Source organism: Cyclobacterium amurskyense, from assembly GCF_001050135.1.
In the GTDB taxonomy this organism is placed as follows: domain Bacteria; phylum Bacteroidota; class Bacteroidia; order Cytophagales; family Cyclobacteriaceae; genus Cyclobacterium; species Cyclobacterium amurskyense.
Genome location: NZ_CP012040.1, coordinates 1,356,725 through 1,382,531, shown reverse-complemented (window position 1 = coordinate 1,382,531; position 25,807 = coordinate 1,356,725). Strand labels below are relative to the sequence as shown.

The window sequence follows — 25,807 nt, the reverse complement described above, 5'->3', positions numbered from 1 at the left end:
TTTTTTGATAAAGGGATAGATTAGGCAAGGGCAAAAGGCTTGAGGACAACATTGCCCTTTTTGTGGCCTTTATCGATATAGGCATGTGCTTCAACTACTTGTTCTAATTTGTAACGGCGGTCGATTGGGGTTTTGAAAAGACCAGCTTCAATGATTTCAAGCAAAACTCCCAATAGTCGCTTGATCTCCTCCGTAGGTAAAGATCCAGTAGCCGAAAATTTGGCTTTCTTGTTTCCAAATAGGGAAGTAGCCACCATGTCCCCCAACAATGGCATACCCAATACAGGGGAAGCATAACAGCCATTTTCGGTTAGGGCATCTTTACATTCCGCAAAGGACCGGGAACCCACCGTGTCATAGATCAGGTCATAGCTATTTTTATTTTGGGCAAAATCTGTTTTTGTGTAGTCGATGACGGCATCAGCACCTAGGGAATTTACCATTTCAATATTGGCTGTGCTACAGACAGCAGTTACAATGGCACCATAATATTTGGCGATTTGGATTGCGGCTGCTCCCAAACTACCTGATGCTCCATTGATTAATACATTCTGTCCGGGATAAATATTACCGATATTGCATAGAAAGTTGAGGGAAGTAATGCCGCCATCACACATTCCTGCTGCCTCTTCAAAGCTGATTGATTTGGGCATATGTGCCACTACACCCGCTTCGGGAATGGTTACAAACTGGGCGTAGGTACCAAAAGAGGCTATGTTTTCTCCAAAAACGTTGTCACCTATTTTAAAATTTGTTACCTCCGAACCAACGGCCACTACAACTCCGGCAAAGCCTGTACCCCAGATTTGATGTTTTGGTTTGGAGATGCCTAAAAAAAGTCTACCTATATAAGGTTTTCCGGTTCGCATCATCGTGTCTGCTTTGGTTACCGCAGATGCGTGAATGCGGACAAGGATTTCATTTGATTTTGGGCTAGGCTTGGCTACCAGGTCTAGTTTAAATACCTCTGGAGATCCATAACCGGTTGTGATAATTGCTTTCATTTTTTTATTTGTTTTGATGGTTTACAAAACAAATGTGGGACAAAAAGCAGGCGTTTGCGTTCCAGATTCCATCCATCTGTTCAGGATTATAAATCCGAACAAATTTCTATAATAATGAGATGAAATAGGGTGAAATCTGCCCAATAGAAACGGGCTGAAGCCTATTCCTATTGGGCAGATTTCGTTTTGTGGGGCAGGCTACCAATTCCATCTAGCCTGTCTGCTTCCTTTTTCGAAACAGCTTTTTTTAGCTTATGGCTATTAGTTTCAATAAAGGATGTACTGTCAAATTTACAAATTGTGTGGTTTAATTTTTCAAACGGTGTTAAAGTAGGGTGGATTAGTTGGTTTAAATGTTGATTAGTAGTAAGTTCAATGATTAATTTTTCTTATTTGTTTAAGGAAGGTGTGAATGCTAGAGAAATCTGATAAAAGGTAGCGTTAAAGGCATATAAATATAAAAACAGAAATAATGGAGGTCAACAATAGTGTAGTCGATAAAATGATGGAGACGGTCAAAAAATTCGAAGCCAACAAAGACAATCGAACCATTTTTCTTCATTGCTATAGCATGATGACAGCCAATATGCTCCTGGCCATTGAGCAAAATAAATTTCACGATACCCAATGGGTAAACCAGCTTTTGAATCGTTTTGCGGACTATTATTTTAACGCGCTGACCTGTTATGATTGTGGACAGGAAACCCCAACCGTATGGAAGGAAGTCCACAAGGCAGCGGCAAGCAAGAAGTTACATGTTATTCAGCATTTATTGCTAGGAGTAAATTCTCATATTAATTATGACTTGGTCCTTACTTTATACGACATGCTTTCACCAGAATGGGCTGATTTGTCTGATGAAATGCGGGTGAAAAGGTACCAAGATCATTGTTTGGTGAATTTGATTATTGGTGATACGATAGACAAAGTACAGGATGAGGTGGTCGAGAAGTATTCCCCAAGTATGGATGTGATCGATAAACTTATGGGGCGACTAGATGAGTTTTTGTTGCTTAAGCTAATCACTGCATGGAGGGATAAGGTTTGGGACCATACCCAAGAACTGTTGGTGTTGGAAAGTGAAGCAGAACGGACAAAGTACATTCTTGAGCTTGAAAAGAAAGTTTTGAAGAAGGCAGATTGGCTGGACACCCAAATAGGATTTAGGTAATCAGTTTTTCTTCTGGCATACAAAGTAGATTTCACCTAAAGCCCCTTCCTATTGCGCAGTTTTAGTTAATCTATTTGATAGTGCTATTAAACTAATTTGGAGACTTTCGGCATTTTAGGTCCAAGTTACGCTTCGCTAAACTTGGACCTCATAGGAGCATGGACAGTATAAGGCTAGAGGGCTTTACTTGAAAGAAGTGCTACTCCTTTGCCAATCAACAATAATTGGAAACCATTATCAATTAACATGTGAAGATTCAATCAAAATGACAATTAAAAACAAAATCAGTTTAAAACTAAAATGGGGCAAAATGCTTTCTCTTCTAACAATTTTCTTGGGAATATTATTATTGATTTTAATGATAACAGTCGAGGATGAACCGGGAGCCATACCATTGCTTCTAATTATTATTGGTACAGTATGGTACTTTATAAACAAATCCAAGATTAAAAAACAATCGGTATGAAAAACTAAATCTAATTTTATTATTAAAACATAAATGCTTATGCATGGCCAACATCGGTATTTTTCATCAGTCCAACTATAAACCGGAGATAATTCTAAGGTAGCTTTCCACATTCGTTTTGACAATAACGGGTGTAGTGGTAACTAGATCTGTTTTTTTAATTAAAAGTTCTTTTAAGCCGGAAAGTAGTTGAATAAATTCAACAACTGCTCTTGGCCTTAACTTTTAGCCTTCACTGAAAACAAGCCTCAGTATAAAAATAACAGACATGCAAATCCAAAGTACCGGATTTGATTAGTTATCCTAACCCTCCGATGATTCAAATGCAAAACTTGAAAATAGGGTTCATAACACAAAGAATTAAAATTTTCGATAATTCATCTTTGTAATAAATATTTATTGTTTATCAATAAATATTTATTACTTTTGTTGATAAACATAAGATTTCGTAAATTCATTATGAATAAATATTCAATAATATTCCTTAAGGCAGTCATATTGCTTATCGGAATTGGGGCTTTTGCCATTTTGATTTGGTTTCCCTTGACCGAAGGAAGAGCCACTAATTTAGACTTGTTTAACATATATTTTGACCCGTTCATTTTGTATGGATATGCCGTATCAATCCTCTTTTTTATTGCACTTTACAAAGCTTTCAGATTACTAGGATACATTGGACAAAATAATGTATTTTCATCAAAAGCTGTTAACGCTTTAAAGAGTATTAAGAATTGTGCCATTGCAATAAGTGCATTAATTGTAGCAGCAGGTATCATCATAAGAATATCTCATAATATAGAGGACGACCCAGCGGGCTTTCTTGCCATTTGCATTGTAACTACTTTTGCATCAATAGTCATTGCTACCACAGCGGCAATATTTCAAAAATTATTGCAAAATGCCATTGATATGAAATCCGAAAATGACTTAACAATTTAAGCTATGCCAATTATTGTAAATTTAGATGTGATAATGGCCAAGCGTAAAGTTTCTCTCAATGAACTTTCTGAAAGGGTTAATTTAACCTTATCTAACCTTTCTATCTTAAAGACAGGTAAGGCGAAAGCTATTCGTTTTAGTACCTTAGAATCTATTTGTAAAGCATTGGACTGCCAGCCAAGTGATATTCTGGAGTATGTAAATGATGAAAATGAACCAACCAACAGCTAATATCCCATAAATATTAAAAGTTTGATTCTTCACTATTCGGAAGCCCCTACTAATCTCCCTATTGTAAATTACAATTATAATAAGGCAGTTGGTTGCATAAGCAACTGACCTTATACCTGTGAAGTATTTTGAAAAACAGTCAGTGAAATCATGTCCAAAACCTAGTGCATAATAAATTAGCAAAGGTTATACAATTAAGGTTTCGATTCATTGTCTCGCTCGATCGGAATTGGACACAAGATCCCATTGTAGTACTAGTTTGCGGATGGGGTAGGTTTTGTTGAGTGCCCCAAAACCCCTAGAGGGTACCCTTGAACATACCCTTATACCTTCTAAACACCAATTTCTGACAAAAAACAGGGCTAGGGTACCCAAAACTGACAACATTCGACCTTTTAGGTCGAATTTTCCACCTTTGAACTCAAATTTTCGACCTAAACCATCGAAATTTCGACCAAAAAGGGACATCATTCTGGTCTTAACGTCGAAAATATGACATAATTGCCGGAATTTTAAGGGTATGGGTGAGAAAATTGGTATCCCAACGTAGAGAAGGGTACCTTCGAGGGTACCCATTTCAGTTATTAGCTTCAAAATTCGAGCTTTGAGGTGGGGTTTTCAATGTTTTATCCGGAAAATTCCGCCTTTTTGGCAGATCAATTGAGATAAAAGCTCGGTAATTCGACCAAAAAGGGTCAAAATTCGATGGTAGAACCGAATAATTCGATTTTTTTAATTCGTTATTAGCTGTTTGAATAGCGGGGCAAAGAAGAAAAAGAAGAGAGATTACAAATCACCTGAAAAAAAAATAGGGTACAGCTCAATAGATTTTGACTGTACCCCTTAAATTGATTTGGGTGACATAAGCATGGATTGTTATTTAGTTATTGGATTCATCGGAAGAACCATATTTAGCTCTTAAAAAGCGTTGCTTTAAATCATCATGGATCACTTTAGCATCCGCTACATTCAGTTTGGCGCCATATTTCACAGAGTTATAGTAGCTAAGTGCTCCCACATAGGCTTCAGACCCTGCCATCATTACGGTGTCATTGAGGTTGCTTTCCACTTGTTGTAAATCTCTAAGTAAAGGCATTAGGCCTTTCACCGCCTCCCAATCCTTATTCAATTCATCCAAATCCATATAGGGTGGGAGAAATTGACCATCTTCTTGGGCATATTCCATTACTTTTTCCACAAAGGGCATGGTACCATCGCCCATTTTAGGCACCTTCTGCCTCTCGACGGAACTAATCGCAATCATGTAGGGGCTTAAAGTGTTTTTAAGGGTAGCGATGGCTTCTTTAACGATTTGCAATTCCGCTTCCGGAATTGCAATAGAAACTGTGTTTTTCGTACTCATATTATTTGGGTTTAATGTAAAATATAATAAACTACATTGAAAATACTTTTTTGTGTTGTAAAATGCAAATAAAGGTGTTTGAAATGTATTAAAGAGATAGGTTTATAACTGTAAAGTTTTCAGTTATCAAAAAATTACTATACTGGTGGCTGAGCTTGTCGAAGCCCAGGTGTGGTATTTAATGCTCCATTCTCTATCCAAATTTCGGCTAAAGCCGGATAAAATGGTATGACTCTTAATAAATGGGCTAAAGCCCATTCCTATTGAGCAGATTTCGTTAATCAATTTGAATGGGATGAAAGCCGAGCTATTGAATGAATTTGGAAACTTTCCGCATTTTAGGTCCAAGTTACACTTCGCTAAACTTGGACCAGCCTGCCGGTATCACATTTCCGGTGGCTGAGCTTGTCGAAGCCAGCCTGTCGAAGCCTGCGGAGTCGAGTCTCCAATTTCAAATCGAATTGATCCCTGATTATCAATAGCCCCCAGCTTTAGATGGGGGATTAGAATGTAATATCATATCTTGGGGCTTTATCCGATATTCACCTTTCTTGTAATTGGATAGGAAAGCAATACGCAATCTGCTAATTTAATGAACGTTTAAAGGCATCAAAAAAACTGTAACTAGGTCTGGAAATGGAATATTCCGAAGTAAATAGATTGTCACGGCTAACAGCCATTTTAGTTCAATTTCAGACGAAGAGAATTGTCACAGCTACTGAATTATCTCAAAAATTTCAAGTTAGCAAAAGGACAATTTACCGAGATGTAAAAGCATTAGAGAAAGCAGGTATACCTATTCTTACTGAAGAAGGAAAAGGGTATACGCTAATGGAAGGTTATAAAATACCGCCTGTAATGTTCACCGAAAAACAAGCCAATGCATTAATACTAGCCGAACAGTTGGTGCTCAAAAGCAAGGACGCCTCCTTTGTAAAGGACTATTCCGAGGCAATTGATAAAATCAAATCAATCCTAAAGTATAATATCAAAGACAAAACAAACTTACTTGCAGATAGAACCCAATACAATCAAGTCATAAACCAAGAAAGGAATAGTAATAACTTATCAGATTTACAATATGCACTAACCAATTATAACCTTGTCAAAATAGAATATATCAACAAGGAAAATAGGGTGTCAAATAGAATAATAGAGCCATTTGCAATATTGAATTCCGAAAATTGGTATTTAGTTGCCTGGTGTCGGCTGCGAAATGAGTTTCGATTTTTTCGCCCAGACAGAATTCAAAAAATGGAAATTCTACCTGAAAATTTTGAACCTCATAATATGACATTACAAGAATATTTTGACAAATACCATTAATTCTTTTTGACCCTTGACAAAGGGTTGTCACCGGCCAGATTTACGTTTGTATCATCTTAATTTTTAAACCATAAAAAGAATGATTAACGTAATGAACACTAAATTCAATCCAGCCGAATTTTCAAAGCCTACCATGATTTCGGTCAATGGCATAGAATTGGAAGTCTTTGAAGCAGGTAATCAAAATGCAGGAAAACCTATTGTACTCTGCCACGGCTTTCCGGAAAATGCATTTTCTTGGCGTCATCAGGTGCCAGCACTTGTCAAAGCGGGCTATCATGTCATTGTCCCTAATCAGAGAGGTTATGGTCACTCCTCTTGTCCTACTGATGTAACCGATTATGACATTGAGCATTTAACGGGAGACCTTGTGGCACTTTTGGATCACTATGGATATGAAAAGGCTACCTTTATCGGTCACGATTGGGGGGCAAATGTGGTATGGAGATTGGCTCAATTGCATCCTAAGCGGGTAAATAAAATAATAAACCTGGCATTGCCTTATCAAGAGCGGGGAGAAAAACCATGGATTGAATTCATGGAAGAAATATTTGGTGGAGACTTTTACTTTGTGCACTTCAACCGGCAGCCGGGAGTTGCAGATGCTGTATTGAATGAAAATACGTCTCAGTTTCTTCGAAATATATTCCGCAAGAACCTACCTTCCATACCACCTGAACCGGGAATGTTGATGATTAACCTTGCAAAAGCAGAAAAACCACTCGGTGAACCCATAATGAGCGACAGTGAACTTGCTGTTTTCGTATCTGCCTTCGAGGCTTCTGGCTTCACAGGAAGTATAAACTGGTACAGAAATTTGGACCGAAATTGGCACTTGTTGGCGGAAGTGGATCCAATCATTCAACATCCCACACTTATGATTTATGGCGAGCGTGATATGATTCCTAAGTTTGATAGTTTACCTGAGTTTGTGCCTAATGTGGAGGTGATCAGCCTGGATTGTGGGCATTGTATTCAGCAAGAACTTCCGGAAGAAACCAATCAAGCCATTTTAAATTGGTTAGGGCAATATTAAATAAAAATGGCTTTCCAGCTATTGGTTCATTCTCCGAAATGTTTAATTTGACAATTAAATATAAGCTAAGGAGTGGGATACACAGTTCGTATATAGGTAATTTCAAGGCTAGAATGGGTTTAATACAGATGTTTGCTCTAACCAGAACATTACAATAAGATGAAAAAAGCATTGACAATCATTCTGATTCTTTTTACCATTAGTGTTTTTGGACAAAAGAGTCCAACTGAAAAAGCACAGCCAATAGTTGCGGAAGGCAAACTACTCTACAAATCGGAAATGGCGTCATGGTATGGAACGGACGTTTTTTTGGAAAACTATAAAGACATAGAGAATGTTGGCGGATATTTCTCCTACTCAGAGAATGCCACTGCTATATGTGTATTTTTCTCAAAGTCAGAAAAGCCTAAAGTAATCGGGACAATTTCTTTTGATAGTAGCTATGATGTGGCAAAAGCTAAAACAGACTTGACAGAAAGAGTTTTTACAGAGGCAGAAAATGACCTATATCAAATTAGAGAAATAGCATTGAGAGAACTGCAAACAAACAGAGATGGCCTTTTTAAGTTCTATGAAAACACAGATCCAAATATAATTCCGCTGATTTATGATGAAGAAAAGAAGGTTTACATATTGACAGGTCCTCAACAGCATGGTGTTGTAATTTTCGGAAATGACTACTTACTAACCTTTGATAAAGAAAACAAACTCGTAACAAAAAAACAGCTTCATAAAAATATCATTTCAATTGAATACGGAAACGTTGAAGAAGGTGTAGAAGTTGAAGGAGCAATGCACAGTCATTTGCCAGAGACAGGGGACTTTATTACTGCAACGGACATTTGCACGTTGATGCTTTATGAGAAGTTTGCAAAATGGAAAACACATAATGTTGTTTCTAAGAAATATTTAAATATATGGAATTGTGAGACAGACCAACTGACAGTAATTCCGATGAGTATAGTCGACAAAATCAACAAAGACCAAGAAAATCGGAGAAAGAAAAATGAAAAATAAACTGCTAATGTTTTGTGTATAAGTATATTTACAATATGAAAACAAAAAGAATAGGGCAATCTAATATTATTGAGGGTGGTAGAGGACGCTTGGAGAATACCATCGAATTCAAGAGAAAAGTGGAAGTGATTAAAAAGGATGTGCAATATGAATATTCCATTACTCTTTTGAACGAAAGGAACTGGGCGAGGCGAATTTTTATAGTCATTAGGCGTGAGATTGAAACACGAAGAAGGATTGCGGAATTGAGCTCATTAAAAAACCTTCACTTGGGGTACCGTTGGCAAATGTGATAAAAGTAGCCGTTTAATTTAAATGTTGATTCTAAATGTGGCTATAGGTTTGTTCTAATATGAAAAGCAAATAAAGAAGACTATCGGTACTCCGTATAATGGAAAACTTCTTTTCGGCCCCGTGACTTCCGGGTACGTTTTGGTGAATGGGGCGCTGATAGTTTACTTCTTCTTATTATCTTTATAGGTATATATAGAGTAGACAACTATTCGCTACTCTATTCGGAAATGTTGAACCCCGATTATGTAATAGAATTCGTGATAGCCTGTCCCGTGTTTACGGGAAGTGTTGCAATCGCAAGAAAATCAGTCTGTTTGGAGATTTTAGCATAGCACCGCTATGGTGAAATTGAAAACAGTAAGGAAGTGGCTGATTTTGAAGCGATTTCAGCACGTAATAGATTGTCTATTGAATATTTCGGGTTGAACTACATTCACGATAGAAAGAAGATGACCCAGTCTGAACTTATAATATTAAATTTTACAGAAATAAGGAGAAAAAGCATCAAACTTTGGAAAGGGCTTCCTAAAAGCCATTACAATTGGAAGCCTGACGACAAAGCAATGACTGCTATAGAAATGATTAGGCATGTTTTAGAAGCGGATTATGGCTGGAATATTATAATCAATAAAGGGGATATGACAAATTATTCAACCCCCTGGAAAAATCGACCATTCATTAGCCTTACCGACGAACTTGAATTTGCCGAACCCTATAGAAATACATTTTTGGAAAGTGTTCGACAATTTTCAGATAGAGAATTAAACGAAACAGAAATCATCCATCCCGGTAATGGAGATAAAAAAAATCTTGCAAAATATTTATTACGGATTGGATATCACGAATCCGTTCATGCAGGACAATTTCTTTCCTACTTAAGAGCAATGAAAATTAATCGTCCAGAAATATGGGTATGAGGATATTTATGGAGAATGGTTTTTTAACGCTTGAAGCGATTTCAGCACGTAATAGAATGTCTATTGCATATTTCGGGTTCAATAGCTCCCAGCTTCAGTTGGGGGATTAGAATGTAATATTATATCTCGGGCTTTAGCAAAATCTTGACCTTTTAAGGTTAAATAGATTAATTAAGCCCTAAATCTAGGTTGATGGTTTGTTTTTCCAGCATCCATCTCTCCTCCAAATTTCGGCTTAAGCCGGATAAAATGGTATGACCTTTTTAAATGGGCTAAACCTCATTCCTATTGAGTTGGTTTGATTAATCAATTTGCGTGGGAGGAAAGCCGAGCTATAAAATGAATTTGGAAACTTTCATCATTTTAGGCCCAGGCTACGTTTCGCTAAATTTGGACCAGCCTACCGGTAAAAGATAAAAGGCTCCCTGATATTATCTCAGGGAGCCTTTTATGATTGATAAATCCTTTGCTTATGGATTGACGATCAACCTTTGTTTGTTGATCACAGTTTGTTCGTTGCTAATGCTTACAAGGTACATGCCTTGAGTAAGGTTGTTTAGTGGGATATTGAACTGGTTGTTTTCAGTTTTGATGCTGGCCAAGTCAAAATGGCTAACCAGCTGACCGTTCATGTTGTGGATAAGCACCCTTCCTCTTCCAATTTCAGCATTGATTTCTAAAGTAGCTCTTTCTTTGGCTGGGTTAGGGAAGATACGAATCTCGTCTTTTGCAACTGTTTCAGTGTACACATCCATTTCCTTGTAACCCCTGCTGTACATTTCTTTGTATCCTCTGTTGAAGGAGTTTTGAGATGTTCTTAGGTTAGCGGCGATGTTACCTCCTTTGGCAGCGCTTCCTATGATGGCAATGCCAGAGATGCTTGCATTGTTCACTGTAGCGTTCAACTCCAATACCAGTTTACCATCAGTCACTTCGATGTTTTCAAAAGAAAGCAAGGTGGGAGCATTGTTGTTTTCTACAAAAAGGTCAAAATCACTTTTTAATACCTTGCCCTGAAGAGAGATGTCATAAACTCTTTTTCCAGCTTGAGCAGCACTACCGGCATGTCCAAACCACAATTCATGGTGCATGGTGAATACGGTGTAAGTTCCATTCGGTACAGGGATGGTGTAGGTTAAGTTTTTTTCGCTTCTTTCTGATTGGAAAAGTTCATCTACAGCGATCTTACTGTTTTCATAGCTGTTGGTTCCGTCATTGTAAAACCTTTCAGTATTGGTTTCTGCCAAGTAAGTGATTCCATTCAATGTGGCATCTGATTTTCCGCCAGCATTTAAAAAGAAAAGATGTTCTGATCCAGGTATCTGTATAACTTCTTCGATAATAGATATTCCGGAGATAGAGGCATTGTTGGCGCTAGCGACCAATTTTAAGTCTAATACCCCATCTACTACCTCAATACCTTCGAAAGTAAGGATGCTCTGTTGGTTGTTGTTGTAAGAATAGATGTCAAAATTATCCATGACCACATTGCCTTCTAATAGGATGTCAAACACCCTTCTTCCTGCTCTAGCAGCAGATCCACCTTTTCCGAAGTACAACTCATTGTGGTAAGTTTTTACAGTATAGGTTCCATTTTCTAAAGGGACTTTGAAATTCAAAGTAGAAGCGTATCTTTCAGACTGGAAAATCTTGTCATTACTCGCGTTAGTGTTTGTAGATGTTTTGGAGTTAGATGAAGCAATGAATTCACTTGCTGATAGGTGATCATTGTTTTGAAAAGTAATGGCATCATTTGCGGTTGTATTAAGGTGTATTTCATTTCCTTCTGACTGCTTAATTGACTCCATCGGAGTTTCAACTATAACTGGTGCTTTAACTGCTACTGGCACAATAGCGATTCCAGAGATCAGGCTTTTGTTTGAAGAAGCAGTAAGCTCCAGGTCAAGTATTCCGTCAGTTACCTCGATGGTGTTAAAAGTAAGAGTAGTTTCCTGATTTTTGTTTTCAAGGAAAATATCAAAGTCTTTTTTAACCACATTTCCTTCGATTGAGATATCAAATACCCTTAGTCCAGCTCTTTCATATTTACCATCGTTTCCAAAATACATTTCGTTGTGATATGTTTTGATGGTGTAAGTGCCTTTTTCTAAAGGGATTTCAAACTTGAGGTTTTTGTTGAACATTTCAGTCTGAAAAAGAACTTCATCACTACCAGATGTTTTGGTGGAAATGTTGAAACCAGTAGATTTTACAAACGCTCTATTAATTGGTTCAAATTGTTGATTTTCGAAACTAATAGCTTTAGAACCATAATCTATATGGTAATAAGTTCCTTCCAATATTTCATTAGCTACATTTTCAACAGGTTTGCTTTCGATAACTTCTACCACTTTGTTTTTAGCAGTAAACTCTATTTCAGAAGAAGTACTTACATTTCCTTCTTTGTCAGTGACAGAAGCCCACACATAGTTTCCACCAGCAGGAATTTCTTCAATAACAGCCTGGTAAGGTAGTTCTTCACAAGAACCTACCAATTTCAAACCACAATAGAAATCTACTTTTTCGATGTTGTTGTCCAGATTTGTTATCTCACTGCTCAATGTTACTTTATCACCTTCGGTGAGCTGAGTGATGTCTTCTTTGATAACCAATTGAATTTCAGGTGTTTTGATGAGATCAGGTTTTTCTTCTATCTCAGCTCCTTTAGCCACACGGATCAACACCACAGAACCATAAGCAGGAATAGTAACCTGTCCGGAGAATTTCTCCAACTTGGCATTTACATACTCACCAGACAAGGCAATAGTTTTGCTACTTTTTGTAGGGTTGTATTCAAATACGATTTCTTCTTCAGGGTTAATAAATGAAGCTTCAACTTCAACAAACTCCAAATCATCCATCCAATAGGTGAAGTTGTCCTCAGTAGAAGTGATCAAAAGAGATACCTCATTCGCATCTGCATAGGGAGAAACGAGTACTTCAAATCCATTTAGGCTTGTTTTTATTTCGAAAGTAGACATTGCTGATAATTTCTCCCAAGGCGTGCCGGTATATCTAAGGTAGGTCTGAATGTTTCCTACTTTGTTAGACAAAGCATTGAATTTTAATAAGTATGTTTTGTCTTTCTTTAATTGACCAAGATTGATCTTAACTGCGTTAGATCCAGAACCGCTAACTTTAAGTGCTCCACCATTTGTCTTACTATTTGACTCCCACTGTTGTTTGCAATTACTACAGTAAACCCCACTCACATTTTGATCGAAAGAAGAGTTGGTATAGAGGCTAGAACCGATTTTCTTATTAATAGTATAGGTAGAAATATCAATTGTGTTACTTACAGAGTTTTTGTCTTTACCGAACTTGGCAGTCCATTGTTCCAGGTTGTCTATGGCAGCTACTTTTTCCCCATTTCTTACATATTGACTCTGTATGCTAAACTCATCTCCAAGAGGTCTGAAAAAATAATTTTTATCGAATTCAGCCATTATTTTGACATCGTCTTTATGAGAGGTGACCAAGTAAGATTTTTGGTTAGAGTTTTTCACAAAGAATTGGTTGTCATAAATTTTTACAGTTCTTGTGTCTTCTCCTATGACGTTGTTCCCCAGTGTAATGGAAGAATTGGAGTTGTAAAAAGTATTGTTTGTAACAATAATATTATTCACATTCGACATTTTCAAACCTGAGTTTTCAGTGTTGCCGATGGTGTTTCCAGTTATTTCTATGTTGTTTGAGTGATCGTCAAGGAAGATCCCCTCTGCCAATGGTCTGTAGTTAACCCCTTTGTCAGGAATACCACCTTTACTTCCGATACTGTTAACCACGATGTTACCTTCAATTTTTCTTCCTTTATAACCTTGGTATTTAACACCCCCAAAGGTATAAATTCCACCACCATCGCCTTTGATTTGGCAGAAGGTGTCTATGTAATTGTTTTTAACGATAGAATAGTTACCATTAAACTGTATACCGTTGAATCCTGAATTGATGATGGCGTTGTTTTGAACCAATACGTTCTCTCCATAAGCAAAAACACCGATTCCTGCAGCATCTTGGTTTTGGGTTCTTCCGGCGATCAAAGCCGTTTTTCTTATTTCATTGTTTCTGATGATGGCGTTGTCATTGCCATACCTTAAATACATGCCATTGTTATAGGTGTTATTGAAACTGTTTCTTTCGATTAACAAATCCACTACACTTAAAGCTAATATACCGTTCTCTCCAGAGAAGTTGATTTCAGAATCAAGAATCTTAATGTTTCTTCCTCCTTCTAGTTTGATAGCATCTGAGTTGACACCCCTAAACTGTAAGTTTTCAATGGTAATGTTAGTGTCTCTATAGTCTTTGATCAACAAGTTATCTAGTGTACTAACCTCTATTTTCATAGAGGAAGGGTTTTTGTTACCGAAGTAGATGTTAATTTTTTTAGTAGTAGGGTTGAAATACCATTCTCCAAAGGTATCAAGCGTTTTGATGTGGTTTTGAATGAAAAAGCCAAAGTCTTTTTCTACAGGATAGGAACTTATGTTTCCGTTGAATTTGACTTGACCTCCGCTATGGGAAGAGATTTGATGGGTATCAATTATCCATTGGTTCTTTTTGATGACTACCTCTCCACCATTCCAGTTAGGTGATCCGCCTAATTCGCTACTTGAAAGGAGGTAGTTGCCACTTGTGTTTTCAATTTTTAAATACCCTTCATTAGCAATATCACTGTTTGGGTATCTTCCCATTTCATGAATTTCTCCATTGATCAAAACCACCTGAACTGTATTGGTCTTGATGGAGGAGGTGCTTTCATAAATTCCATTGCCTATAGATCTCCAGCCACTCACAGTTTTCAAAGAAGTAATTATAGGCTTGGCTCCTGAACCGTAAGCCCCTACTTTGATAGGAGAGCTAGCAGAACCTGAAGCGCTTATATGTAGTGTACCATAAAAAGTTTCTCCTCTATTGAATAAAATGGCATCTCCTGGCTTAAGGTAATTGAATAGGGAATTGATTTTATCAATAGATTTCCATGGAGTACTAGGGTTTTGAGCTTCCGCTAAAGACCTTGAGTCATTTCCAGATTTCTGGGATACATAATAATTAGTAGCATGTCCTTGGGTAATGGACAATGTCAAAAGAATTAGAATGGAAAAGGAGAAAAATAACGCTTTCATGGTATTGTATTTTAAAGTTTGTAATCTTTTCTTTTTTTAGGACCCATCTTATATTTCAGGTGGTTGTTAATTTTGTCCTACTATTTTTGATTTATGAAGTCTGAAAACGGTATTTGAATTAAAAGAATCTTGTTTTTTGATTTTCATATATATCAAAATGAAATTCTAAATATGAATCTCATTTCAATAATTAACAGTATAAAATTCTTAAAAACAAACTTTTGAATTGCGTGAGTTCTTGGAGGGGAAATCAGAATATTGAATAATTCCAATAGGTAAATTGAATTTTGCTTTTGAGATTCTGAATTTTGTTGCTGGTCTAAAAAAAAATCGATAAAATTTTTTTTAATTATTTTTTATTTTTTCAAATAATTTTACATAAATGGTTGGTTTAGAAGGAAGTTTTCAATTCCTGCTGAGGCTTGGGGGAGGAGGTGTAGGTTGGTAAAAGGTTGAAAAAGAGAAGTTAATGACGGGGATTTCTTGTAAAAAGCCCTTTTTTTAGCGAGTTTATTTTTTTATTAAGGGTTTTTTTGATGTGCGTTTTAGGCAAGAAAGGCATTAAACTATAGGGCTATTAATGGAGTTGGCTTAAGCCAATACAAAAAGGAAAGTCCAACTTATGCTAAGTGAAGGTTTAATAGCAATTTGTCCTATGGCTTGTAATAAAGGATAGGAATACACAGAAGTGGGATTAGCTTTTACTTTATTAGTGAAATCCCAGGTGAAGCAAAGCTATTGTACAAAACATAATAAACTATTCTCCTTATAGAGGACATCAAAATGTAGGTAAAGTGGAGATTGATTTCTTCCTATATTACTAAGTAGTGTGGTTTCATGCTAATTGAAAGCCAATAAATAGTAGCGCCAGTAGGGGCTGAAAAAGACCAGGCTTTGGATTTTAGAAAAATTACTTTGATGAGGTCTTTTTTAATAGTATTGAAGGAAAAATCAATTCTAAAAGGATCCTGTTGGATACAGAGGGGATGTTTTAGCTTATTACAGTTAGAGATGGGTAATGGCAATTATTTTCCTTTCTGAAATCGTTGTATACTCAGTCAATAACTTGGGGATTAAAATCTACCCTAGCGGAGCTATATCATAATCTCCAAGCTTACTGTTTGTATTGTAATGGCCGTATTTACTTTAGTGGGTGGGAAGTCCTTTAAAACGATTATTACCTCCATATATATGGTATAAGTTAAACCCGGATTATGTAATAGGATTTCTCCGTCCTGACAATAGTCTGGGGTGAAGCCTGTCCCGTGTTTACGGGAAGTGTTGCAATCGCTAGAAAATCTGTTTGGATATTTTAGCATAGCACCGCATTGGTGAAATTGAAAACAGCAACGAAGTGGCTGATTTTGAAGCGGTATCAGCACGTAATAGAATGTCTATTGCATATTTCGGGTTAAAGGACTGTTTGCTAATTGGGAATCTTTGAAGAAGTTGCTTTTAGAGATCTATTGCTTTTCAAAACTCAATGGTGAAAGTGGTTCCTTTGCCAACCTCACTTCTAGCAGTAATAATGCCTCCCATGGCTTCGATGTGTTTCTTTGTGAGAAACAAGCCTATGCCTTTGGATTCTGCATGCTTGTGGAAAGTTTTGTGAAGGCCAAATAACTCTTTGCTATGACTCTTTAAGTCAATGCCTAGGCCATTGTCGGAAATAGTAAATACAATGCGGTTGTACTTAAGGTCTGTTTCTAATTTAATAACCGGAGGTCTGTCCGGAGAACGATACTTGATGGCATTGCCTATTAAGTTTAGAAAAATACTTTCTAAAAATACACGGTTGTAAGTGATTTTGGGAGCTTTTGAAAAATCAGCCGTCACTTGAGCGTCTGACTCCATAATGTGGCCAACCAACATCTCCTTGGTCTTTTCAAATATCTCATCGAAATACAAAATTTCCAGCTCCTTAGAGCCTTCGTCCTGAATTTTTAACAGATCTACTAGCGTGTCAAGGGTCTGAGTCAGGTGATTACTAACTACCTCGAAATTACCAATGATTTCTTCTTTCATCTCCTGATCTTCGCTAGAATGATAGAATTGTAGAAGGGCGTTTAGATTGCTTACAGGTGCTCTTAAGTTATGTGAGGTAATATGGGCAAAATTGGCAAGTTGCATGTTCTGAGAGGTGAGTTTTTCTGTCAGCACCTCAAGGTCTTCTTTGGCTTCTTTTAGTTTTTGTTGATTTTCTACACGTTCGGTGATGTCGGTAGCAATTCCCAGAAAACCAAATATATTCCCCAAGTGATCCTTGATTGCTGTCAATACCAAGAGCACTATCAGTTTTGTTCCATCTTTTCGTACATAGGTCCACTCACGAGTGTCTTCCTCTTTGTGGATTGTGCTTTGTACAAAAACATCAAAACCTTCAACCTCATAACCCATTTGAGCTGATAACTCTTCTCCACGTTTTATTATTTCCTCTTTAACATGAAAAATTGCGGGTGTATGTTTTTCTACCAGTTCCGATCTGGAATACTGAAGCATTTGCTCTGCCCCTTTATTGAAATGAGTAATCAGGCCTTTCTTGTCAGTTCCGATGATGGATACTGAAGCGGAGTTTAGGATTGCCCTCAATTCATTGTTTACCCGGTTTATTTTTAATTCCGTATTTTTTATAGGGGTAATGTCTTGAAAGACGCCATAGTGGCGCTTGCATTTGCCATCGACAAACTCTGATTGACCTATAACACGCACCCAAGTCTCATTTCCTTTAGCAGTAATTAGTTCTATTTCTACATCATAGGAAGTGTTATTCGAAATAGAGTCTGTAACTAGTTTTGTTATAGTGTCCCTACTATACCCTTCTTTATAAAAATTAATACCGGTAGCTAAATCAGGCTCAAAATCCTCTGAGACTTCATGTATCTCTCGAGTAATTTTGCTCCAGATTACTTTTCCTTCATTTATTTGTAATTCCCATGTTCCTATTCGAGCGACTGAATTGGTTCTTTCCAATATCTCTTCTATTCGCGTTTTCTCTTGGTCTTTTTCTTTTATATCCGTTATGTCAGCGGTGTAAATCAAAAGACCACCAATAACGCCTTCTGATTTGTACCAAGGACGTACGTCCCATGTTAACCACTGCCGGGTTCCATCCTCCCGATCAAAGGGTGCCTCATCGCATTGGTTAATTTCTCCCCTAAGACAGCGTTGATGTTTCTGCTTCCACTCATCTCCAATTTCAGGAAATATTTCATAGTGGGAATGACCTATGATTTCTCTGCCTTTTAAATTATAATCTTCAATCCATTTATGGGAAGCAGCCATATAACGCATATCCATGTCAAACATGGCTATGGCATTAGGTGCTTGCTGGATAAATATGCTGTTACGTTTATAGCTTTCTTCCAGTTCTGTTTCCATTCTTACCCGGTCTGTAATGTCCCTCACTGCGGCCATTACCAGAATTCCATCATCTGTTTGGGTAGGACTTAGACTTACTTCAACACGAAACTTTTCACCATTCTTTCGTTTACCATATAATTTTATTCCATCCCCCATTTGTCTGATAGAGGCAGAATCAAAGTATTTTTTAATATGGGTTTTGTGCTTTGATTTATGTCCCCCTGGAATTAACAATTCAATCTCCTCACCTATCATCTCGGGTTTTGAGTAGCCAAATATATTTTCGGCTTGATGATTGACGATTTGGATTGTTCCTGTGCTATCGACTATCACAATAGCATCAGGGGCAGATTCCAATAAATTTTTTAATAACTTCTCAGACTTTATATAAGAAGCTTCTAGGTTTTTTCTGGTTGTTATATTTGTAATGTGGGCTGTAAAACCAATTACTTTTCCGTTTTCTATATCTGGTGTATAGGTAGCATGCGAATGCCGTAACTCTCCTTTAGGTGTACTTATCTCAAGATCAAAACTTTGTAGGTTGCCTTTAAGCACTTCTTTAATATAGTGGGAATGTTCCTTGTATTTCTCTCCTAACAATTCCTTCTTGGACATTTTATTAATCATCTCCTCCTGAGATTTCCCGTACCAATCTAAATAGGTGGAGTTGGCAAATCGACAAATCTCATTCTTATCCCAATAGGCCAGTAACGCTGGAATATCGTTAGCGGCTTTTAAGCCTATTAATTTGCTGGATTTTTCCATAGTTTAAAGGTGATCAATTACTAATACAATTTATATAAAAAAACGAAGCGACATTGTAAATCGTGCAGCGTAGGTTGATTAAATCCAAGCAGTGTACTCTAGTGAAACAGATTAAACACTAAAATGTTATCTTAAATGTCTGGTTTTCAATTTTTAATAAGCCAATTGCATCCTAAGGGATTATAATTTATTGGGTGCAAAATAATAAATATTGAATTCAGATTAATTGTAAATAATATCGCTTAGTAGCTAAAAGAGTTGGTTTAACTCAGGATGCTTTCCGTAGACTTGGTTCAGGTAGATTTTGAATTAATAAATTGTTTGGAGACCAATTATTTCTTTTGGTTGATTAGCTTAAGGTGCGTTTTTCTTGCCTCTTTAATTATTATTTCAATGATTTCTTTAATGTCATTTAAGGAAGTTCTAAAATTGACAATGCAAGCCCTTAAGCAGTAGTTTTTATTGACAATTGCATTTGACAAAAAAACTTCTCCACCAGCCTGTAAGCTATTCAATAATTCTTCATTAAGTGTATTTAAGTAAAGGTTATTTTCATTCGTGTTTAATGGAATATATCGAAATGTAGTAATGCTTAAGTTTTGGCAAACAGCCTCAAATTCAGGGTGTTTGTCAACGAGGTCAAATAAAGCTTCTGAAAGCTCTATGTTTTCACTGATGAGTTTTTCGTAACCACTTCGACTGGCTTGTTGAACCCGGATTATGTAATAGGATTTCTCCGTCCTGACAATAGTCAGGGGTGAAGCCTGTCCCGTGTTTACGGGAAGTGTTGCAATCGCAAGAAAATCAGGCTGTTTGAGGATTTTAGCATAGCACCGCTATGGTGGAATTGAAAACAGCAACGATTGGGTATTTTGAAGCGATTTCAGCACGTAAAAGATTGTCTATTGCATATTTCGGGTTGAAAGGCTAACCAAACTTTTAAAGCCCTAAATCCACCGGAGTTTTGAAGTACCTATTCACAGAAATTTTGCATTTTTTCTTCTTCATCCTTGCCGAAAACGTAGTATTCAGGATGAGAACTATAGGTGTCAATTAAATGCTGAGGATTCTTCACCAATGTACAACCCGCTTCCAATGGACTATACAACCATTTGTGAGGGTCCAATACAGTAGAGTCTGCCTCTCCTCCCTTCGGATAAATGATTGATTTTCCGTACCACTGCAACGGTGCTACATAAGCACCATCCAAATCATGTTTTTTAAAAATAATGGAGTTCTCAGCCAAATTATCCACCACACCAGTACATATATCACTGGCTATGCCTATTGCCATAATTGGTTGACAGCCTTCTTTAATATCCTCAGTGATTGTGGCTATTAAAAGTTTACTGTCCATTTCTTTAACCTTACCAATTTTTCGGATTTAACTAGTTAATTAACTAGCTAATAAGGTGAAAGAGAAATAAAGCTTTCCTTTTGTATTATACGATTGCCTGACCAAAAACGCCAAGAAGTAGATAGACAACTGTTCAGGGTTTAATTGATCTGCTCCTGTATTATTTTCGACATCATAATCTGACCGTTTTCTTCAGGGTGAATCCCATCTTTTGCTAACGAATCCCATTGAGGTGATAGAGTAGTATGAATATCAATGTATCTGCTACCATTCAATTCAGCTACCCTTTTAAGTTCAGGAACCAACCATTTTACTCTTTCGGAAGATCCATGGTATTTTTCTTTCATAATGGCATCTTCTCCACAGGGTGGTGGGGAAATCACATAAATTTCTGGTTTGTATTTGACATATACAGGATGAGTTTTTACCTTCTGTAATAATGTGGCCATTTTTGCTGGGATTTCTTCTTTTCTCGGTGCAAATACTGCTTTACAATCATTGGTCCCAAGCATAATCACAACCTTGTCCAAACCATGTAGGTTTTGATCTGCCTCATTCATGTACCGATCCACATTAAGTAATGTATTGAGCTTTTTCTGGTCATTATTATTAAATCCAATGGTGTTTCCGGAGATGCTGGTGTTGTAAATAAAATCTTCAAAGTAGGTTTTCTTCAATTGATCCACCCAGCCATTTTCTTTGGCGCCATTTGAGTCTCCAATTACCAATACCTTGTCTGTATCCACCTGATCTAAAGCCACACTTTTAAGGCATTCATGAGTGCCTTCAAAAATGGTAAGTTTAATTAAATCCTTGTAAGATTTTTGATAATGGATTAACCTGTCAGCAATGCTGTCTTTATCAGTGGCTACAAAATTCCTAGAAGCAAGCATTTCTATAATGTCTTCCTGAGGAATGATTGCCTTCTTCTCCAATGCATCATAATCCGCAACTACCTTATTGTAGAAATTCAGAGATTGCGTAATTGGTACTGATCCGGTATATCCATCATGAATCCCAGCATAAATATAGAGTTTGCTGTTTTTGCGTTTTTCTATAGGTGTTTTCATGTAAATAGGAGAACGTTTTTCAGCCTCTTCCTCACCTAAATAATAGTTTTCTCTATCAAAGTCTTCCTCCTTTACCGTTGAGGCGGCAATGTCAATTGAATACTTGTTTCCTCTACCTTCTGACTCGTAAAACCACTTTTTCAAATCCGACAAGGGTACCCAAGCCGAAAAGGTCTTTACAGGATATTTGGTGTTCATATAGGTAAGCAAGGTGGCATATCCGCCTCCGCTTGTGCCGATTACATGAATATTGTTAGGGTCTGCATTGCCATTTTCTATCGCATAGGCTATGGCATCTTCGATGTCCTGAATTACATATTCACTACCACAAGCTTTAAAATTTTTGTTTGGCCCTCTAAAATCAGGATGAATGTAGTTGTAATCCTTTATTATGCTCTCATTAACCAGTACGTCTTCCTGTTCGTAATTCGCGCTCCATGTATGTAGGCTGACAATCAAAGGTCTATTTTTTTGCTTTGCAGCGTAAAAAATTGCGGCTTGATTTTCTCCATCTAAAGTAGAAGGAATCATTATTCTCGTACATTCCTCCGGCCAGTTTTCAATCTGGGTATTGTCCCATGCGGGATCGTTTTGAGCAAATGCGTTTGTGACAAATAAGAAAAGGATTGATAGAATGCTTAATTTCATAGGGGATCTGATTTTCACACGATTCAATATTGACTAATTCGCCCTGAGATTTTGTGCTGGTATTATCAAGGTTTTTTGTCCATCAAATAGGGCATATCTGCTTTTCAATAACCAAAATTTAATTTAAGAATTTTGCGCCAATATTTAGTCCTATGATATTGGGTTTTATTAAAAGAAGAGGGGCTTCTTTTAATGCCCCATTTTATCCCTATCAATATGTCAGTTTTTCTAAGTCAATTTCCCAAAGGTGACTGTCACGGTCTAAAATATAAATATCCCCTCTACTCATGAATGCCATATTTCGGTAATAATTATAATTTAGTAAATCAGAAAAAGCAAAATTGGTGACTTGTCGAATCTCGTAATTTCCCAGATTCAGAACACGCATACTGCTCCCCAACAAATATGCGTTATTTCCAAGTATAAAAACTTGGTCTGTTTTTATGCTTGAATAGTTCAATCCATCAAATTGTTTAAGTAGTTTCCAGCGTTCTCTAATAGGATCAAATTCAAAAAGCCCAAAATGTCCTACTAGACTTCCATCAGGGTCTCCTAATGCAAATTGTTTCTCTTTGTGCTCAAAAGCAATGGTTCTTCCTATATATTCACGACCAAATTCTTTGTCTGGTAACCTGATCCATTCTTCTGTTTGCAAATTAAATTTGTACCTGTTTTTATGATCATTACCGGTTTCCATGACGATACCACCTTCAAAATAAAGATACCCGTTGAAGGCATGTGCCAGTACGGATTCCTTTTCGTAAAAAGGAAGATCAGGAAGTCTTCTTAAATCTTTTGTTCGCAAATTAAAAACAAAAAAGGATTGGTTTACGGTATTGCTAATTGCATTAATACCCCCACCTATATACCATTTTTCACCATGCAATACTCCAAATGTAAACTGAAGTTGGCTGATCTCATTTGGTAATTGGTGAATTGAATGGACACTTTTCTGATCAATATCAAATTCGAAAATATTGTGATTGCCTAAGGCATAACCTTTCTCCCCATAACCTACCATATTTTTCCAATTCCAATAACCCGATGGTTTAGTGGTTGCATAGGGATTCTGCATGTAAGGAAAATCTGGATTTGTAAATTCAAAAGTAATAGTCTCTTCAGAAAACTGATCAAAAGTTTTAATCTTCATCACGTTGTTTGTTCGCATGTAAAAGCTTTCCAAATCAGCAATACGAAAAGTCAATGACTCAGCATCTGTAGTAAATCCTTCTAAAGATACTGGATGTCCATTGACAATAGCTTTATGAGTTCTAGCGGCGGCAGTATTAAAATTATGTCCTTTTATTGTGAAGTTCTCAAATGGTTGTATCAAAAGGTGCTGATTGGAGTTTATTTCTGGTGGATTGAAAGCAAAGAAATCAGTTCCCATAGCATATAACTTGCCACGAATTTCAAGCGTCAGGTTATTGTTAATGCCTGCGTATTTTGGGTTGGGTGTAAATACTATCTTATTGTTTTCTGCAGATTCTATGGAGACATTGCTTCCGTAAATTCTCTCCGGAACATCTGGGCTAGTAACTATTTTCAAATTTATGTCTTGCAAATACTTGCCAAGTATTTCAACACTGCCTCCATAATCGATAAATTGAGTGTCTCTTTCTTCGAATTCGGCATTTTGGAAAGGAAAAATTGCATTCATGTCTAGCTTTTTATCCAAAACCTGAAGAGTAATGTTAAAAGAATCAGGACCATTTTCCCCATTATTGAAATTAGAAAATTCAGGGACAATAAATTTGAATGCGTTTTCTTCAATATTGACAATTGTGGCTTCTTTGTCTTGGAAATTCACAGCGTAACTTTCATGGAGTTGGCTCATGTTACTGCCCCATACAGTGATGGTGTCTCCGTGAAAAACAGGTGATTTATATTCGAATCTTTCAAATATAAAACCTGGAGCCCCCTGACTTACAAATCCAAATGGTTCTGAATAAACTCTTTCTGAAGTAGTTTGAATATAGGCTACCACGGCATAAACTTTACCTTTTACCAAGGAATGCTTGGCTTTTAAGGTAAACTCTTTTTCAGGTTTTCCTTGCTGTGAAATTATTTCAGAATTGCTTAAGGTAGGATAGCTATTAAGGCTATATAAGAAGCCATATTCTGTGATTTCATCGCTTCCAAAATCGTAAATATTGGAAACAAATTCAGCTCCACTATCATCCAATTCTTGGATATAGGCTATACTAAACCGAGGATTGGTTCTCGGAGAAAGTTCCTCCTGATCACAGGCATTTAAAAAGGAGAACACAAGTAGTGCGATAAAAATAATATGTCTTTTCATAACCTAAAACCTATCATGTAAGATGCAACAAGGGAATTGTAGTAAGATTGACGACTACTTAGATCAATCGTGTATTCCTTTGAGATATGCTCCAATTGAAACTCTGATACAATGCCGAAACGTCGGTTGTACAAAAAGTTAATACCTAGTTTTATTGCAGGCGACAATTTGGAGGATGAGTAAGTTAAAACGGATTCTTCATAGAGCCTTACTGTAACCGGCTCATAGGTGATTTTATGGTCCACTATACTAAACTTGCTCTCCAATGTATTGGTCCTAATAACAGCTCCTGCACCAAGATAGAACTCGTTGTTTTTGGACCTGTAAGCTAGATAATTGATGAATATGGGCACAATAAAACTTGATCTGGAATATTCTTCAGTAGCGGAATATCTCTGGTTTGGTTTGAACAATTCCATATTAATTACACCATCCCTTTTTGTATAACCTATGCCTGTGTCAAAAGCAAAACGAGGCAACCTTCTCCAATGATCCAGCTTTACTCCAAGGTTAATATATGGGGTGTATTGGGGGTCAAATACATGAGGGATTTCATCAAAGGAGTCTTCTGTAAGGTTGGATTGTGTAAAGGAAATGCCAGCACCTGCTATAATGGAGGCTCTCACAAAAGGTAAGTTTTTTACATTCAGTTCGTAGGGTTCCTGTTCACAATCATAGTAAAGTTTAAATGTAGATATCAATTCATGTTCAGATAGATTTGTTGAAGCAATCTTCTCCTGAAGTCTATTACCACATGGCCCAAAAAGCATGTAACTTAAATATCCCATGTACTCTCTGTCTTTGGCACGTATCAAATTTCCTTGTAGATCTTTTTTTTCAGAAACCATATGTAACTCCAAAAAATAGTCTTCATTTTCTATATAATATTGATTTTTATAGCTCAAAAGGTTAACCTTTCCTTTTATAATAATTTGAAAAAATACCATTCCATCTTCTTCCTTATCTGGTATATATCTACTCATGAACTTTCTTCCATTTGACAAGCCAAACCCTTGAATGTCATCGGGATAATACTTTGTTTTTACTCCTTCATTCGAAACGAAAGGGATATATGTGATCGTGTTAAAATCAAATGATTTTTTGATCGTACCATATATTTTATGGCCTTCTTGATTGATGATGTAGTCCTGGCTTACATCCTGACTAAAAACCAGGTAGGTGGTAGCGAAAAAACAGCAAATTGCTGCAGCCAGTAGTCTTGTTATTCTCATAATTGAAAAAAAATTAAACTTTAAAAAAAGGAAAATGGATTTTTAATGTGTAATAAATGAGTAAGTTATTTCCGTAAAAATTGCATGGCACTTTGTTGAAAAACAGCACAAAATTGTGTGAACGTAAAAGTACTTAGATTACAAACATAAAGAAAAGGATGAAAATTAATCTAATGTTCGTAA

General features: G+C 36.8%; 16 protein-coding genes. 8 read left to right on the top strand and 8 right to left on the bottom strand.

The annotated features are described in order from the left end of the window. Positions 1-20: 20 nt before the first annotated feature. The gene (locus CA2015_RS05505; protein WP_048640997.1) at positions 21-1,004 is read right to left on the bottom strand and encodes an NAD(P)-dependent alcohol dehydrogenase; all 984 of its coding nucleotides are present in this window, start codon (positions 1,002-1,004) and stop codon (positions 21-23) included. Between the two features lie 472 nt (positions 1,005-1,476). On the opposite strand from CA2015_RS05505, the gene CA2015_RS05500 reads away from it, so the two are divergent. The 3 genes from CA2015_RS05500 (at position 1,477) to CA2015_RS05485 (ending at position 3,811) form a co-directional block, all read left to right on the top strand. Continuing rightward, positions 1,477-2,175 carry a DUF5995 family protein gene (locus CA2015_RS05500; protein WP_048640996.1) on the top strand — a complete coding sequence of 233 codons (699 nt, stop codon included), beginning with the start codon at positions 1,477-1,479 and terminating at the stop codon, positions 2,173-2,175. A gap of 925 nt (positions 2,176-3,100) precedes the next feature. Continuing rightward, positions 3,101-3,580, top strand: coding sequence for a DUF2975 domain-containing protein (locus CA2015_RS05490; RefSeq protein WP_048640994.1), 480 nt, complete (start codon positions 3,101-3,103; stop codon positions 3,578-3,580). A gap of 3 nt (positions 3,581-3,583) precedes the next feature. After that, positions 3,584-3,811 (top strand): helix-turn-helix domain-containing protein, encoded by a 228-nt coding sequence (locus CA2015_RS05485; RefSeq protein ID WP_048640993.1) that lies wholly within the window; start codon positions 3,584-3,586, stop codon positions 3,809-3,811. 880 nt (positions 3,812-4,691) lie between these two features. On the opposite strand, the gene CA2015_RS05475 is transcribed toward CA2015_RS05485, so the two are convergent. Further along, positions 4,692-5,174 (bottom strand): hypothetical protein, encoded by a 483-nt coding sequence (locus CA2015_RS05475; RefSeq protein WP_048640991.1) that lies wholly within the window; start codon positions 5,172-5,174, stop codon positions 4,692-4,694. A 636-nt stretch (positions 5,175-5,810) separates the two neighbouring features. Here CA2015_RS05475 and CA2015_RS05470 point away from each other — a divergent pair. The 5 genes from CA2015_RS05470 (at position 5,811) to CA2015_RS05450 (ending at position 9,764) form a co-directional block, all read left to right on the top strand. After that, the gene (locus tag CA2015_RS05470; protein WP_048640990.1) at positions 5,811-6,500 is read left to right on the top strand and encodes a helix-turn-helix transcriptional regulator; all 690 of its coding nucleotides are present in this window, start codon (positions 5,811-5,813) and stop codon (positions 6,498-6,500) included. A 79-nt stretch (positions 6,501-6,579) separates the two neighbouring features. Beyond that, a complete protein-coding gene (locus CA2015_RS05465) occupies positions 6,580-7,536 on the top strand; it encodes an alpha/beta fold hydrolase (RefSeq protein WP_048640989.1) in 957 nt (318 codons plus the stop codon). 159 nt (positions 7,537-7,695) lie between these two features. Next, a complete protein-coding gene (locus CA2015_RS05460) occupies positions 7,696-8,553 on the top strand; it encodes a hypothetical protein (protein WP_048640988.1) in 858 nt (285 codons plus the stop codon). A 35-nt stretch (positions 8,554-8,588) separates the two neighbouring features. Beyond that, entirely contained in the window at positions 8,589-8,846 is a 258-nt protein-coding gene (locus tag CA2015_RS05455; RefSeq protein WP_048640987.1) for a hypothetical protein, read from the top strand. A 366-nt stretch (positions 8,847-9,212) separates the two neighbouring features. Next, positions 9,213-9,764: a DinB family protein gene (locus tag CA2015_RS05450; RefSeq protein WP_240477932.1), complete on the top strand. Its 552-nt coding sequence runs from the start codon at positions 9,213-9,215 to the stop codon at positions 9,762-9,764. 470 nt (positions 9,765-10,234) lie between these two features. On the opposite strand, the gene CA2015_RS05445 is transcribed toward CA2015_RS05450, so the two are convergent. The 6 genes from CA2015_RS05445 to CA2015_RS05415 form a co-directional block, all read right to left on the bottom strand. Further along, entirely contained in the window at positions 10,235-14,890 is a 4,656-nt protein-coding gene (locus tag CA2015_RS05445; RefSeq protein WP_048640985.1) for a malectin domain-containing carbohydrate-binding protein, read from the bottom strand. Between the two features lie 1,473 nt (positions 14,891-16,363). Further along, positions 16,364-19,015, bottom strand: a complete 2,652-nt coding sequence (locus tag CA2015_RS05440) for a PAS domain S-box protein (protein ID WP_048640984.1) — start codon at positions 19,013-19,015, stop codon at positions 16,364-16,366. Positions 19,016-19,988: 973 nt separating this feature from the next. Further along, positions 19,989-20,372 (bottom strand): pyridoxal-dependent decarboxylase, encoded by a 384-nt coding sequence (locus CA2015_RS05430; RefSeq protein WP_053086646.1) that lies wholly within the window; start codon positions 20,370-20,372, stop codon positions 19,989-19,991. A gap of 140 nt (positions 20,373-20,512) precedes the next feature. Next, a complete protein-coding gene (locus tag CA2015_RS05425; protein ID WP_048640982.1) occupies positions 20,513-22,090 on the bottom strand; it encodes an SGNH/GDSL hydrolase family protein in 1,578 nt (525 codons plus the stop codon). A gap of 211 nt (positions 22,091-22,301) precedes the next feature. Beyond that, positions 22,302-24,392, bottom strand: coding sequence for a Kelch repeat-containing protein (locus CA2015_RS05420; protein ID WP_048640981.1), 2,091 nt, complete (start codon positions 24,390-24,392; stop codon positions 22,302-22,304). After that, positions 24,389-25,624, bottom strand: a complete 1,236-nt coding sequence (locus CA2015_RS05415; RefSeq protein ID WP_048640980.1) for a hypothetical protein — start codon at positions 25,622-25,624, stop codon at positions 24,389-24,391. Before CA2015_RS05415 ends, CA2015_RS05420 begins: the two co-directional genes overlap by 4 nt. Positions 25,625-25,807: the final 183 nt, after the last annotated feature.

What these genes read in the sequence shown, in the direction of transcription:
- CA2015_RS05505 (WP_048640997.1), bottom strand. Translation starts at nt 1,004, where the DNA reads ATGAAAGCAATTATCACAACCGGTTATGGATCTCCAGAGGTATTTAAA.
- CA2015_RS05500 (WP_048640996.1), top strand. Translation starts at nt 1,477, where the DNA reads ATGGAGGTCAACAATAGTGTAGTCGATAAAATGATGGAGACGGTCAAA.
- CA2015_RS05490 (WP_048640994.1), top strand. Translation starts at nt 3,101, where the DNA reads ATGAATAAATATTCAATAATATTCCTTAAGGCAGTCATATTGCTTATC.
- CA2015_RS05485 (WP_048640993.1), top strand. Translation starts at nt 3,584, where the DNA reads ATGCCAATTATTGTAAATTTAGATGTGATAATGGCCAAGCGTAAAGTT.
- CA2015_RS05475 (WP_048640991.1), bottom strand. Translation starts at nt 5,174, where the DNA reads ATGAGTACGAAAAACACAGTTTCTATTGCAATTCCGGAAGCGGAATTG.
- CA2015_RS05470 (WP_048640990.1), top strand. Translation starts at nt 5,811, where the DNA reads ATGGAATATTCCGAAGTAAATAGATTGTCACGGCTAACAGCCATTTTA.
- CA2015_RS05465 (WP_048640989.1), top strand. Translation starts at nt 6,580, where the DNA reads ATGATTAACGTAATGAACACTAAATTCAATCCAGCCGAATTTTCAAAG.
- CA2015_RS05460 (WP_048640988.1), top strand. Translation starts at nt 7,696, where the DNA reads ATGAAAAAAGCATTGACAATCATTCTGATTCTTTTTACCATTAGTGTT.
- CA2015_RS05455 (WP_048640987.1), top strand. Translation starts at nt 8,589, where the DNA reads ATGAAAACAAAAAGAATAGGGCAATCTAATATTATTGAGGGTGGTAGA.
- CA2015_RS05445 (WP_048640985.1), bottom strand. Translation starts at nt 14,890, where the DNA reads ATGAAAGCGTTATTTTTCTCCTTTTCCATTCTAATTCTTTTGACATTG.
- CA2015_RS05440 (WP_048640984.1), bottom strand. Translation starts at nt 19,015, where the DNA reads ATGGAAAAATCCAGCAAATTAATAGGCTTAAAAGCCGCTAACGATATT.
- CA2015_RS05430 (WP_053086646.1), bottom strand. Translation starts at nt 20,372, where the DNA reads ATGGACAGTAAACTTTTAATAGCCACAATCACTGAGGATATTAAAGAA.
- CA2015_RS05425 (WP_048640982.1), bottom strand. Translation starts at nt 22,090, where the DNA reads ATGAAATTAAGCATTCTATCAATCCTTTTCTTATTTGTCACAAACGCA.
- CA2015_RS05420 (WP_048640981.1), bottom strand. Translation starts at nt 24,392, where the DNA reads ATGAAAAGACATATTATTTTTATCGCACTACTTGTGTTCTCCTTTTTA.
- CA2015_RS05415 (WP_048640980.1), bottom strand. Translation starts at nt 25,624, where the DNA reads ATGAGAATAACAAGACTACTGGCTGCAGCAATTTGCTGTTTTTTCGCT.